Source organism: Pararhizobium sp. IMCC21322, from assembly GCF_030758295.1.
Classification (GTDB): Bacteria; Pseudomonadota; Alphaproteobacteria; order Rhizobiales.
The window spans coordinates 2,812,472-2,824,294 of the sequence record NZ_CP132335.1; the positions used below are offsets into that span (position 1 = coordinate 2,812,472).

The 11,823-nt window shown below is 52.7% G+C and carries 10 protein-coding genes; 6 read left to right on the forward strand and 4 right to left on the reverse strand.

The window, feature by feature from the left end; translation table 11 throughout:
- Positions 1-25 precede the first annotated feature (25 nt).
- Complete coding sequence (locus tag RAL91_RS13295; RefSeq protein ID WP_306256694.1) at positions 26-1,570, forward strand: Ppx/GppA family phosphatase; 1,545 nt, start codon at positions 26-28, stop codon at positions 1,568-1,570.
- 24 nt (positions 1,571-1,594) lie between these two features.
- Here the strand turns inward: RAL91_RS13295 and RAL91_RS13300 are convergent, their stop codons facing one another.
- Together RAL91_RS13300 and RAL91_RS13305 are read right to left on the reverse strand one after the other, a co-directional pair.
- On the reverse strand, positions 1,595-3,562 hold the full coding sequence (locus tag RAL91_RS13300) for a tripartite tricarboxylate transporter permease (protein ID WP_306256695.1): 1,968 nt from the start codon (positions 3,560-3,562) through the stop codon (positions 1,595-1,597).
- A 73-nt stretch (positions 3,563-3,635) separates the two neighbouring features.
- Positions 3,636-4,589 (reverse strand): tripartite tricarboxylate transporter substrate binding protein, encoded by a 954-nt coding sequence (locus RAL91_RS13305; RefSeq protein ID WP_306256696.1) that lies wholly within the window; start codon positions 4,587-4,589, stop codon positions 3,636-3,638.
- A gap of 245 nt (positions 4,590-4,834) precedes the next feature.
- Here RAL91_RS13305 and RAL91_RS13310 point away from each other — a divergent pair, with 245 nt between their 5' ends.
- The 4 genes from RAL91_RS13310 (at position 4,835) to RAL91_RS13325 (ending at position 8,835) form a co-directional block, all read left to right on the forward strand.
- Positions 4,835-5,545 (forward strand): hypothetical protein, encoded by a 711-nt coding sequence (locus RAL91_RS13310; RefSeq protein WP_306256697.1) that lies wholly within the window; start codon positions 4,835-4,837, stop codon positions 5,543-5,545.
- A gap of 13 nt (positions 5,546-5,558) precedes the next feature.
- Complete coding sequence (locus RAL91_RS13315; RefSeq protein WP_306256698.1) at positions 5,559-6,575, forward strand: hypothetical protein; 1,017 nt, start codon at positions 5,559-5,561, stop codon at positions 6,573-6,575.
- A gap of 132 nt (positions 6,576-6,707) precedes the next feature.
- A complete protein-coding gene (gene apbC / locus RAL91_RS13320) occupies positions 6,708-7,916 on the forward strand; it encodes an iron-sulfur cluster carrier protein ApbC (protein ID WP_306256699.1) in 1,209 nt (402 codons plus the stop codon).
- Positions 7,900-8,835, forward strand: a complete 936-nt coding sequence (locus RAL91_RS13325) for a rhodanese-related sulfurtransferase (protein WP_306256700.1) — start codon at positions 7,900-7,902, stop codon at positions 8,833-8,835. Before apbC ends, RAL91_RS13325 begins: the two co-directional genes overlap by 17 nt.
- Positions 8,836-8,863: 28 nt before the next feature.
- On the opposite strand, the gene RAL91_RS13330 is transcribed toward RAL91_RS13325, so the two are convergent.
- Both RAL91_RS13330 and moaA read right to left on the reverse strand, forming a co-directional pair.
- The gene (locus tag RAL91_RS13330) at positions 8,864-10,090 is read right to left on the reverse strand and encodes a multidrug effflux MFS transporter (protein WP_306256701.1); all 1,227 of its coding nucleotides are present in this window, start codon (positions 10,088-10,090) and stop codon (positions 8,864-8,866) included.
- A 109-nt stretch (positions 10,091-10,199) separates the two neighbouring features.
- Positions 10,200-11,228: a GTP 3',8-cyclase MoaA gene (gene moaA / locus RAL91_RS13335; RefSeq protein ID WP_306256702.1), complete on the reverse strand. Its 1,029-nt coding sequence runs from the start codon at positions 11,226-11,228 to the stop codon at positions 10,200-10,202.
- A gap of 149 nt (positions 11,229-11,377) precedes the next feature.
- On the opposite strand from moaA, the gene RAL91_RS13340 reads away from it, so the two are divergent.
- The gene (locus RAL91_RS13340) at positions 11,378-11,743 is read left to right on the forward strand and encodes a DUF971 domain-containing protein (protein WP_306256703.1); all 366 of its coding nucleotides are present in this window, start codon (positions 11,378-11,380) and stop codon (positions 11,741-11,743) included.
- The last annotated feature ends 80 nt before the right edge of the window (positions 11,744-11,823 follow it).

Consider the following 11,823-nt stretch of genomic DNA (forward strand, 5'->3'; position numbering starts at 1 on the left):
GGGCGGGGATATGAAGGCTGACGTCATGCCTGACATTTCTGTGACCAAAGCACAGGGTCTGCTCGCCGGGTTTGGACCGGTTGCGGTCATCGATATTGGATCGAACTCTGTCCGGCTTGTGGTCTATGAGCGGTTGACCCGATCCCCTTCCGTATTCTTCAACGAAAAGGTTCTGTGTGGTCTGGGTCGCAGCGTGGCCGAGACCGGGCTTCTGGACGAAGACAGTGTCAATCTGGCGCTGACAGCGATGCGCCGTTTCCGCATTCTGTGTGACCAGATTGGTGTGAAGCAGCTTGAGATTATTGCGACCGCGGCGGCTCGTGAAGCCAAGAACGGTGCTGAGTTTCTGGAAAAGGTCCGCGAGGCGCTTGGAAGTGATGTGGAAGTCCTGACCGGTCGCCAGGAAGCGCATCGATCAGCACTCGCTGTCATTTCCGGCTTCCACAATGCTGACGGCATCATGGGTGATATGGGTGGTGGCAGCCTGGAATTCGTCGATGTAAAAGGCACCAGTATTGGCTCGGGTATTACATTACCTTTGGGCGGGTTGCGGCTGCAGTCCGATGCCAATGACGATGTGGCTGAGGCGGCAAAGCTGGCCAAACAGCGATTGTCAGAGGCAAGTCTGTTGGCCCAAGGCGTTGATCGTACCTTCTATGCTGTTGGCGGAACATGGCGCGCCATAGGGCGCCTCTATATGCATCACACCAATTATCCATTGCTGGTGATGCATGATTTTCGGGTGGCCTCGGCAGATATGATCGCCTTCTGTGAGGAAATCCTGAAGACTGATACTCAGGATCTGGACGGGATCAGTTTTGTATCGCGGGCACGCCGCCCTCTGCTTCCTTATGGTGCCATACTGCTGGCACAGACCCTGAAACAGACCAAAGCGCGCGAAGTGGCGTTTTCCGCCATCGGGGTCAGAGAAGGCCATCTGTTTCAAATGCTGGACGCTGCCGAGCAGAGCCGCGATCCACTGCTGTGCGCCTCTGAAGAACTTGCCATCTTGCGAGCGCGCTCACCTGAGCACGCCGAAGAACTTTGCACCTGGTCAGAAACCGTTTTTGAAATGCTTGGCCTGGATGAAACCGCTGATGAGGCGCGGCTGCGTGTTGCCGCTTGCCTGCTGGCTGATATTGGCTGGCGCGCCCATCCCGATTACCGCGGAGAGCAAAGCCTCAACATTGTTGCGCATGCAGCGTTTGTTGGCATCGACCATCCGGGCAGGGCCTATCTGGCACTTTCCAACTTTTATCGGCATTCCGGCAGCGGCAATGAAGAACTCAGCCCGAAGCTGAAAAAAATGGCGGGTGAACGTCATGAATTGCGCGCCCGTGCGCTGGCTCTTGCCATCCGTGTCGGCATGCTTGTCTCGGCAGGAATGCCCGGTGTCATAGACCGGGTGAAATTGACAAAAGAAGAAGATGGACTGTTGCTGACACTCCCGACCGATCTCCAGGATCTGATGGGACAGCGCCTGTCGAACCGGGTCCGTCAATTGGCAAAACTGGGAAGCCTCGACTACGCCGTTGAGGTCGAAGGCGATGGCGACTTCGATTTCGACTGAGGGTTCTCAGACAGACCGCTCAATTCAGAACATACCGCTTGGCAATGGCACCCCGAGAATGTCTTTGAAGCCGAAGCTGAACAGAAAAATCACTACCACCACGCTCGCGGCAAGAATGATCATGGGCTTGGCACTCAGGCGCTCATATTGTGCCGCAGCAATGAGGGCCAGGCCCATAAGCGCACCTGCCAGCCCAAATCCCAGAACCGGTATCAGCAGAACTGCACCAAGCATGACCACCGGCACCGAAATGCGGCGCGGGGTTGAACCGGGGCTTGAGACTTCCTTGACACTTCGCGTTACCAGAAGTCGCACAAATGCGATGGCAATAAACACAGCCATGCCTATGGCGATAGTCCGGGGAAACACGGCTGCCTCAGCGTTGAGGGAGCCGGTCTGCACAATGGCAATTGCCGCCAGAACCCCGAAGAATGCAAAGGAAACAACATCTCTGGCAACAGCTCCGCCCGAGGCACGTACTTTTTCAGGATCTGGAACCGTAGCGGATTTTGAAAACAGCTCTTTGAGCTTTGGCATGAATGGATAGACAAACGTCAATAGGGTCATTGCGATAATGATAAGAGACAGGGGACGACCGAAAAACTGGCCCCATAGATCTCCAAGCGCATCGCCAATGGTCCAGCTTTGCACAAATCCCTGTTCCGCAATCCGGCCCAGAATGAGCCCAAGCACGATAGGAGATACGGAGAAACCACGCTTTGAGGCAACCCAGCCAACGATGCCCAGAACAATCATGATGATGACATCGGACAGGTTATTGCGAATGGAGAATGCACCGATCACTGTCATGAAGGCCACAATTGGAACCAAGGCAGATTTTGGTGCTTTTACAATCGCGCCATAGGCGAAACGGCCGATCAGAAGGCCAACCGGCAGCATCAGAATAGTTGCCAGCAGCAACCCGAAAATGAATGTGTAGACAATATTGGCGCCGTCTGAAAACAAGGTCGGTCCAGTGCGCACGCCCTGTACCAACAGCGCGCCAAGGATCACCGCATCCGGCGGCGTTCCGGGAATTCCCAGAACCAGCGTTGGTATGAACCCGCCACCAACGGTCGCATTATTGGCAGATTCAGTTGCGATCACACCGCCCGGTTCACCCTTGCCGTAATTCGCCTGGTTTTTTGAAGACCTGCGCGCTTCCGAATAGGCGACGAGCCCGGCGATTGACCCACCAGCGCCCGGCAATGCTCCGACAAAAGTGCCGATAAGTGAACTTCGCAAGACGTTCCACTTATTCTTCAAAACCGTTGCGACCGCTTCCACCAGACGAAATCCGCGTTGTGTCTCAGCCGGATTCAAATGTCGGTCAGGTGTCGCGACAAGGTCGATAAGGACAGGGATGCAATAAAGCCCGATCAGTGCGGAAACCACTTCAATGCCGCCCAACAAGGTATTTGAGCCAAAGGTAAAACGTACTTCAGCACTCGTCTCGGAAATGCCGATCATGGCCAGCAGCAATCCAAAACAAGCCGCAATGACTCCCTTTAGAAACTCGCCCTCAGACAGGGCCGCAATCAGTGACAGGCCAAAAACGGCAAGCCAGAAATACTCAACAGGTCCAAAGGCCAGGGCAGCATCCGCAAGGGGAGGCGCCAGAAGCAGCAACGCCAAGGCACCAATCAGACCACCAACCACACTGGCAAGACAGGCAATAGTGATCGCCAGATCACCATCGCCGCGCTTTGCCATGGGATAACCATCAAAGGTCGTGGCAATGGCAGAAGGTGTTCCTGGTGTATTCAGCAAAATAGCTGCGTAAGCTCCGCCGTAAATGGCTCCGGTGTAAATTGCGCCCATCAGGATGAGCGCGGAATCCGGTTGCATGGAAAATGTGATGGGTACGAGAACAGCAACGGCCATGGTTGCTGTCAGTCCAGGAATGGACCCGATAATCGTACCGGCAGCCACGCCCAGAAGCGCCAGAAAGATGTTCAGGGGCGAAAACGCCGACATCAAGTGCTCAAGCATTGCATCTCTCTGGAAAAATTTAAGATTGGAATAGCGGCATGCGTGCGGCCTTTATGGCCGCACGCATAGTGTCTTAGTCTATAACGCCGGCGCTTTTGGCGGCAGCAAGATATTCTTCGGATTTTGATGCCATGAACGCATCCATGTCTGCACCATATCCAATTTCAGACAGAGCAAAACCACCATCCAGCATCTGCTTCTGAAACGCGGGATCAGCATTGATATCGCGGATCATGTCTGAAAGCTTCATACGCACATCTTCCGGTGTAGACTTTGGTACAGCTATGCCACGATAGGCACCGGACACCATGTCAAAGCCCAGTTCCCGGAATGTTGGCACGTTCGGAAAGGCCGGGTGGCGTTCTTCCATGGCAACGGCCAGCATGCGCACTTTGTCACCCTGTTTGGCGCCGACAGTCGTATAGCCCCATTCAGCAACAACCTGTTTGCCGAGCAGTGCAGTAACTGCAGCGCCCGTGCCCTTGAACGAAACATAAGTGGTCTCAACGCCTGCCAGGTCGTCAAAAATGACCTGTGCAATATGGTTTGCAGTTCCCTTGCCGGAGCCGGAGAAAGTCGTTTTCTTCGGATTGGCTTTTGCGTAGTCAATCAAATCCTGAAGCGACTGAAAATCACTGTCGGCATGCACCACAATAGCATCAGGTGTGTAATGGAACATGTAGATTGCAGTGATATTGTCCGTCTGGAAACCAACGTCACCCTGCTTTGGCTTTACAATAATATGCGGCAGGTTGATGCCCATAATCGTATGGCCATCGCCTGCCATGCCGTTGAGCTGAGACCAGCCTACAGCACCACCGCCACCAGGTTTGTAGGACACCACGAGGTCCTGACCGAATTTGTCCTTGAAGAAGGGTTGCTGAAAACGTGCGGTCACATCTGACTCACCACCTGGTCCGAACGGAATGATATAGTCGACCGATTTGGAGGGGAAGTCCTGAGCGGTTGCGAGCGTCGTCGCTAGTGCAGTTGCCAAAATGGCACCGATAATTGTCTTATTTGTCATATGTCTCTCCCATGATCTGTTTTTTGATCCCACACAGTCTTGTATAAGACGGGCGGCAATTCAAGTCTTGTATAAGAATAAACTTGCTGGCGGTTATCCGATCGATATGCTGAGCGGCCAAACTGCGGAAAATCGATTGCTTCTCCTGGATTACAATGCGTATAGGCTTTGCCTGCGATTGGTTTGGCCTACAATGCCTGCTCTTTCTGCGCGCAGTTAATAGTAAATATGAATCGGCACCGGGTTTGAATAAAATCGACAATGGCCAAGCGAAACAATCGGAGGAAAAACGGCAGGGCCGCAACTTCTCTCCGGTCCGGCTATTGATTCAATTCCTGTGTATCGGGCTGCTGCTGGTCATCGGTAATCTGGTGTCCGGTTGGGTGACCGGAGCGGTGGAAATCAAGGTTCCCGCTGGCGAGCCGAGTTTGCTGAGGCCTGAAGTGCTTCTCAGCGCATTGCTATATGCGTTTTTGCTTGCCGTGCCATTTGTACCGGGAGCTGAAATCGGCATTGCCATGATGATGATGGCGGGGTCCAAAATTGCTGCCATTGTCTATCTGTCAACCGTTTGCGGGTTGAGCATCAGCTTCCTGATCGGTCGGTTTTTACCGCTCCAAATCCTTACGAACTGCCTGAAATGGCTTGGCTTTACCCGCATGCAGAGAATGCTTGATCTGGTTGAACCGCTCACGCCACCGCAAAGGCTGGAATTCCTGATATCGAAAGCACCAAACCGCTTCGTGCCGTTTTTGCTGAGGAACCGTCACCTGGCGCTGGCCATAGCTCTGAACATTCCCGGCAACTCTTTGATTGGCGGCGGCGGGGGGATTGTGCTGTTGGCGGGCATCAGCAGATTGTACTCCGTACCGGCATTTTTTGTGACAATCCTGGTTGCTGTTGCCCCAATTCCAGTGATTGTTCTGTTTTTTGGAATTGATTTCTTTACTGGCTAAGAACTTATGCTAGATGATGCGCAAGCAGGCAGAGGCTGAAATCGAAACAGTCCAGCGACTGGCTGCTGAGTTGTGTTGGGGAGCCATGAAATTTAGTTTTACCCGGTTCAAAGACCGCACGGCAGATAAATTATACGCAGCCTCAGGCTGGCTTTCACGACAATCCACTCCTGTACAGAATGTAGGATATGGTGTCCTGCGGGCTTTGTTTTGGCTCATCTACTATGTTCCGGCCAGTCACATGCGTAAAACCGCGATCGCACTTCATTCTGCCGTCGGACACAGTTCACCAAGGCAAATCTATCGGGACTTTGTCGGGGGCGTGTTACTATTTGCAAAGCGCATTGAGATGCTGAGCAATGGAGACACCGAGCCGCTCGATAAATTGCTCAAAATTCCCGAACAGGATCGTCTGGACGATATCATCAAAGAGCATGGCGGCGCTTTACTGGCGTTGCCTCATTGCCATGGAGCGCTTTTGATGGTGCGCGGATTGGCCTCACGCTATGACACATTGATGTTGATCCGGGAGCCGAGAAAAGACACCCGCGCAGAGGCGCAAAGGCGATACTTTGTCAATCTGGGATGTGAGGTGCTTGATGTGCGCCGAAACAATGAGGCCGTCGTTGCCCGAACCGTGTTGAAAGCACTGCGGAATGGCAAGCTGGTGATTGGGACGGTGGATCGCATCAAACAACCGCCACCAGAAGCAGAACCTGTCTCGAAAGAACGCGACAATGTTCGGGCCAACGCATTTGGCCAACCTGTTGGTGTCCCGGGCTGGCCGGCGCGGTTTGCCGCAAAATGTAAAGTGCCCATTCTGCCAGTAATGGTTGAGCAGACGGAAGCTGATATTGTGTTGCATTTGGGTGAGCCAATTGTCGCGACTGATGTGCTGTCAACGACCCAAAAATGGCTGAGCGCGCTGGAAAAATTCTTCATTCGCTTTCCCGGCCAATGGATATTTGTTTATGATAAACACTGGTCCCGGTTGCTGAGAAACCGCTTCAACAGCTCGGTTGAAAAATGATCGCTGCTGGCTGTTGGCGGGTTAGCGGGCATCCGGTCTGACAAAAGCAATGTTGACCGTCTTACAACTTCGCCGCATAAGGTCTTAAAGCACGGCATTCTGCCGCTTCATCATCACAGACAAAGCACAACAATGACCGTTACAAAAGAACAGATTTTAGAAAAGCTTAGCCGTGTAAAAGGCCCCGAACTGGAAGGCGATATCGTCACCCTTGGGCTGGTTTCGGATATTTTCATCGGTGAGGAGAAGATCATATTCTCAATCACCGTACCAGCCGAGCGTGCGCAAGAGTTGGAACCACTTCGTCAGGCCGCAGAGCAGGTGGTTAAAAACATTGAAGGCGTTAATGATGTTCTGGTCGCGCTGACAGCTGAGAAAAAGGCCAGTCAAAGCCTTGAAACAGCACCGCCAAAGATGCCGGCATCCAAGACTGAGGCGAAAGCACCGCCGCAAGCAGAGCGCCCAACTGCCTCTGCGCAACCGCCTGCAAAGCCGCCGGGTATTCCAGGCATTAGATTTATTATTGCAGTGGCATCCGGCAAGGGCGGCGTTGGCAAATCAACGACATCTGTCAATCTGGCTTTGGGCCTGCAGGATCTGGGCCTGAAAGTCGGCATTCTGGACGCTGACATTTATGGTCCTTCAATGCCGCGCCTTTTGGGAATCAAAGGTAAGCCAAGTCCCGCAGACGCTGATGGCAAGATTCTTCTGCCAATGGATGGTTATGGTCTGAAAGTCATGTCCATCGGCTTTCTGGTTGAAGAAGAAACGCCGATGATCTGGCGTGGTCCAATGGTGATTTCTGCACTCAATCAGATGATGAAAGAAGTGGCCTGGGGCGAACTGGACGTTCTGGTGGTGGATATGCCACCGGGCACTGGTGACGCCCAATTGACCATGGCGCAACAGGTTCCGCTGGCCGGTGCTGTTATTGTTTCAACACCCCAGGATCTGGCGCTTATTGATGCCCGCAAGGGGCTGAATATGTTCAAGAAAACCAGCGTTCCTATCTTGGGAATTGTGGAAAATATGAGCTATCACATGTGCCCGAAATGTGGTCATCGGACTGACATTTTCGGCCATGGCGGTGCTGAAAAAGAAGCCACAAAATTGGGCGTACGTTTTCTTGGTGCGGTGCCACTGCACATGACGATCCGCGAGAAGTCCGATGCGGGCGAGCCAGTTGTGATGAGCGAACCTGATGGTGTTCATGCCAAGCTGTACAAGCGGATGGCAGAAACTGTTTGGCAGCGTCTCGATGGGGGCCAAGCCAAAAACACCAAACAAGCACCCAAAATCATATTTGAATCCGATGACGAAGAAAATGAATCAAACGACTGATAATAAGGACTTTTTGGTTGCAGCCCTGTATCGCTTTACACCGGTTGAAAATCCGGAGGCGTTGCAGGAGCCAATCAAACAGCTTTGCGACAGATTGCGCGTCAAAGGATCATTGCTGCTTGCGACAGAGGGCATCAACGGGACCATTGCCGGTGTCGAGCAGGATATTCGTGAGTGCCTTCAGGGCCTGAAGCAGTTTCCCGAATTTGCGGAGTTGGAGCACAAGGAAAGCTTTGCAACGGAAATGCCTTTTTACCGCATGAAAGTGCGGTTGAAAAAGGAAATTGTCACCATGGGTGTCGAAGGCATTGATCCATTGGAAAGCGTCGGCACCTATGTGCCGCCTCAGGACTGGAACGACCTGATTTCTGACCCCGATACCATCGTCATTGATACACGCAATGATTACGAGGTTGCTATCGGGACGTTTGATGGCGCCATCGATCCAAAGACAAAATCATTTCGTGACTTTCCAGCCTGGGTGGAAGCAAACAAGCGGTCCATCGACAAGCCGAAGGTAGCTATGTTCTGCACCGGTGGCATACGGTGTGAAAAAGCGACCGCATTCATGAAGCAGCAGGGCTTTGATGAGGTCTACCATCTGCAGGGCGGAATTTTGAAGTATCTGGAGGAGGTGCCCCAGGATCAAAGCCTGTGGCACGGTGATTGCTTTGTATTTGACCAGCGTGTCTCGGTTCAGCATGGTCTTGTCGAGGGCCCTCACGTGCTTTGTTTTGGGTGCCGCATGCCTTTGTCAGAGGCTGATCTGGAGCGTTCGGAATACCGGGCAGGTGTGCATTGCCATCATTGCAGGGACAGCCGCACCGCATCAGAACATAAGCGCGCGGAAGAGCGGCATAAGCAGGTTCTTCTGGCTCAAATGCGCAATGAACAGCACATTGGTGACAACGTCGGATAAGCGCAGCTGGGCTTGATCGAAGTGCTGGTTAAGCTTTTGTGTTTTGAAGCATAATTCCAAAAACCAGAGAGCAACAAAGCGTGAAGAACATGGCTGCAATAAGTGGCCAGACCGTTGGTGTAACGGTCAATGGCAACACCAGTCCCACCAGATAGCTCAAGAACGCTCCCACGAGCATTTGAATGCTGCCCATCAGGCCCGATGCCGACCCGGCCAGCTCCGGTTTAACGCTGACGGCACCAGCCACAGAACTTGGCAGCACAAGCCCGTTAGACAGGCTCATAAACAACATAGGTCCAAATAAAAGCGGTGCGCTCGCATCGAAAGTGAGAAACAGCAAAATCATGACACTGATGGATGCTATTCCAAGCAGATTACCAGCCATGATCATGCGAAAAACGCCGATTCTGCCAGCAAATCGACCGGACAGGAAGTTACCAAGGCTGTATCCCAATGCCACCAGGACGAAGTACAGTCCATACACATCAGGTGTCAGCCCCAGAACCTTCTCGCTGACAAAGGGCGCGCCGCCGAGGAATGAGAAAAACATGCCAGCGGTGCAGCTTGAAAGCCCTGTGTATAGCCAGAAGACCCTGATATTCAGCAATTCACGATAGGAACGATAAAGGCTTTTGAAGTCGATTGAGGGGATTGGATTTTTGTTGGTCTCACTGACCTTCAGATAGGATGCAACCAGGACACCGATGGCAAATACCAACAGCAGCCAAAAACTGCTTTGCCAGCCGAAAAACTTGTCCAGATAGCCGGCAACTGCAGGACCGATCATCGGCGCAACTGCCATGCCCATGGTCACATAACCGATCATGCTGGCTGCCTGATCGCGATCATACAAATCGCGCAGAATGGCTCGACCAAGAATCAATCCGGCGGAGCCGCCAAACCCTTGTATCACGCGCCCCATCAGGAAGACTTCAATTGCAGGGGCAAAGAGGCAGGTCAAAGTGCCGAGCAGAAATAGCCAGGTCCCCACAAGCAGTACGGGTCTTCTGCCAAATCTGTCAGACAAAGTGCCCAACACCAATTGGGCCAGCGCCAGAGAGACGAGAAACAGCGACAGACCAAGCTGGACCGCCGAAAAGCTGGTCGAGAAATGAGCCTGAATGCCCAGCATTGAAGGCAGGAAAATGTTCAATGCCAGGGGGCCCAGCATCGCGATCACCACCAGAATAATCAGTGGAGGTTTTCGGTCGAGTTGGCGGGTGGGGAGCGTCCCGCTTCCTGCTTGGATGTCCATTTTAACTAAACGGCTTCTTTTGTGCGCCAGATCAGCGCAGGTGAGTCAGATGCAGCGTATGGAGCACAGATTGTTGACCGTTGCAAATTCAGCTTCTGGCTGTAATGCCCTATCCGCCGGTTACACTCATATGTCGCGCAACTGACGGTTTGCTGCTTTGTCGTTCAATCACAAAATCATGCCCTTTTGGCTTTCTTGTGATGGCCTCGTCAATCGCTGTGTTCAACAAATCATCACTTTCAGAGGCCCTGAGAGGTGCGCGAAGGTCTGCGGCATCGTCCTGTCCAAGACACATATATAGCGTACCGGTGCAAGTCACACGGACGCGGTTGCAGCTTTCGCAGAAATTATGGGTAAGTGGTGTGATGAAGCCAAGACGTCCACCGGTTTCTGCCACTTCCACATAGCGCGCCGGACCGCCGGTTTTGTAGGGAATGTCGCTCAGCGTGAACCGCTCCTGCAGCCGTTGTCGCACAAGAGAGAGAGGCAGATATTGATCCGTCCGGTCTTCACTGATTTCGCCAAGGGGCATGGTTTCGATGAAGGTAATATCCATGCCTTCGCCATGTGCCCATGTCATCATGGTTTCAATTTCATGCTCATTGACGCCCTTCAGCGCAACCGCATTTATTTTAACCGCAAGCCCGGCCTTTTGTGCCGCGCGCAGGCCTTCCATGACCCGGCCCAGATCGCCCCATCTGGTGATCTTCTTGAATTTGTCATGGTCTAGCGTATCGATTGACACATTGATGCGTTTTACGCCGCAATCAGCCAGTTCGGCCGCGTGGCGCGCCAATTGTGATCCGTTGGTTGTAACGGTTAATTCTTCCAGAGCGCCGCTTTCAAGATGCCGACCCAGCGAACGGAACAATTGCATGATGTTCTTTCGCACCAGAGGCTCGCCACCGGTCAAACGCAGTTTCCGAACACCTTTTGCCACAAAGGCCGAGCACAGCCGGTCCAGTTCCTCCAGTGACAGGACATCCCGCTTTGGCAGAAATGTCATGTCTTCCGCCATGCAGTAGACGCACCGAAAGTCACAGCGATCAGTCACCGAAACCCGCAGATACGACACTGTCCGTCCAAACGGATCGATCATTTGCGCGCACGTTGCGACTGACTGATCTGGCTCGTTCATGATGTTCTCCCGGTATCTGCGCTGTTGCGCTTGTCTTTGACGACTTTACACACATACCTATGTGTAGCGAAAGTGGGTGTATGACAACCACCATGGTGCCATTACACGTTTTTGTTCCCGGCGGACAGATCAGAAAAAGGATGCTCCAAATGACTGAAGAGGTTACCTGGCCTAAGGAAATTCGGGTCAGCCCCGACAAAAAAACTCTGACGCTGGTATTTGACGAGGAAAAACCGGTGTCATTCTCAGCGGAGTTTTTGCGCGTTCATTCGCCAAGTGCAGAGGTGCAAGGCCATTCGCGTGAGCAGAAGCAAACAGTCGCTGGCAAACAGTCGGTGGAGATCATGAAAATTGATCCGGTTGGCAATTATGCAGTGCGTATCAGCTTTGACGACATGCACAATACCGGCCTGTTTTCCTGGGCTTACTTCAACGAGATGGCCGAACAGAAAGATGAGTTGTGGGAGATCTATCTTGCTGAGCTTGAAGATAAGAGCCTGAAACGCGAGCCATAAACCGGTTACAGGCGAAAAAGAGACAGGGGTATAAAAAAACCGGCCACATGGGCCGGTTTTTCAATCAGTCATTTGGCTGA

Excerpts from the sequence above, each read along its gene's own strand:
- RAL91_RS13295 (WP_306256694.1), top strand. The coding sequence starts at position 26 with ATGCCTGACATTTCTGTGACCAAAGCACAGGGTCTGCTCGCCGGGTTT.
- RAL91_RS13300 (WP_306256695.1), bottom strand. The coding sequence starts at position 3,562 with ATGCTTGAGCACTTGATGTCGGCGTTTTCGCCCCTGAACATCTTTCTG.
- RAL91_RS13305 (WP_306256696.1), bottom strand. The coding sequence starts at position 4,589 with ATGACAAATAAGACAATTATCGGTGCCATTTTGGCAACTGCACTAGCG.
- RAL91_RS13315 (WP_306256698.1), top strand. The coding sequence starts at position 5,559 with ATGATGCGCAAGCAGGCAGAGGCTGAAATCGAAACAGTCCAGCGACTG.
- apbC (WP_306256699.1), top strand. The coding sequence starts at position 6,708 with ATGACCGTTACAAAAGAACAGATTTTAGAAAAGCTTAGCCGTGTAAAA.
- RAL91_RS13325 (WP_306256700.1), top strand. The coding sequence starts at position 7,900 with ATGAATCAAACGACTGATAATAAGGACTTTTTGGTTGCAGCCCTGTAT.
- RAL91_RS13330 (WP_306256701.1), bottom strand. The coding sequence starts at position 10,090 with ATGGACATCCAAGCAGGAAGCGGGACGCTCCCCACCCGCCAACTCGAC.
- moaA (WP_306256702.1), bottom strand. The coding sequence starts at position 11,228 with ATGAACGAGCCAGATCAGTCAGTCGCAACGTGCGCGCAAATGATCGAT.
- RAL91_RS13340 (WP_306256703.1), top strand. The coding sequence starts at position 11,378 with ATGACTGAAGAGGTTACCTGGCCTAAGGAAATTCGGGTCAGCCCCGAC.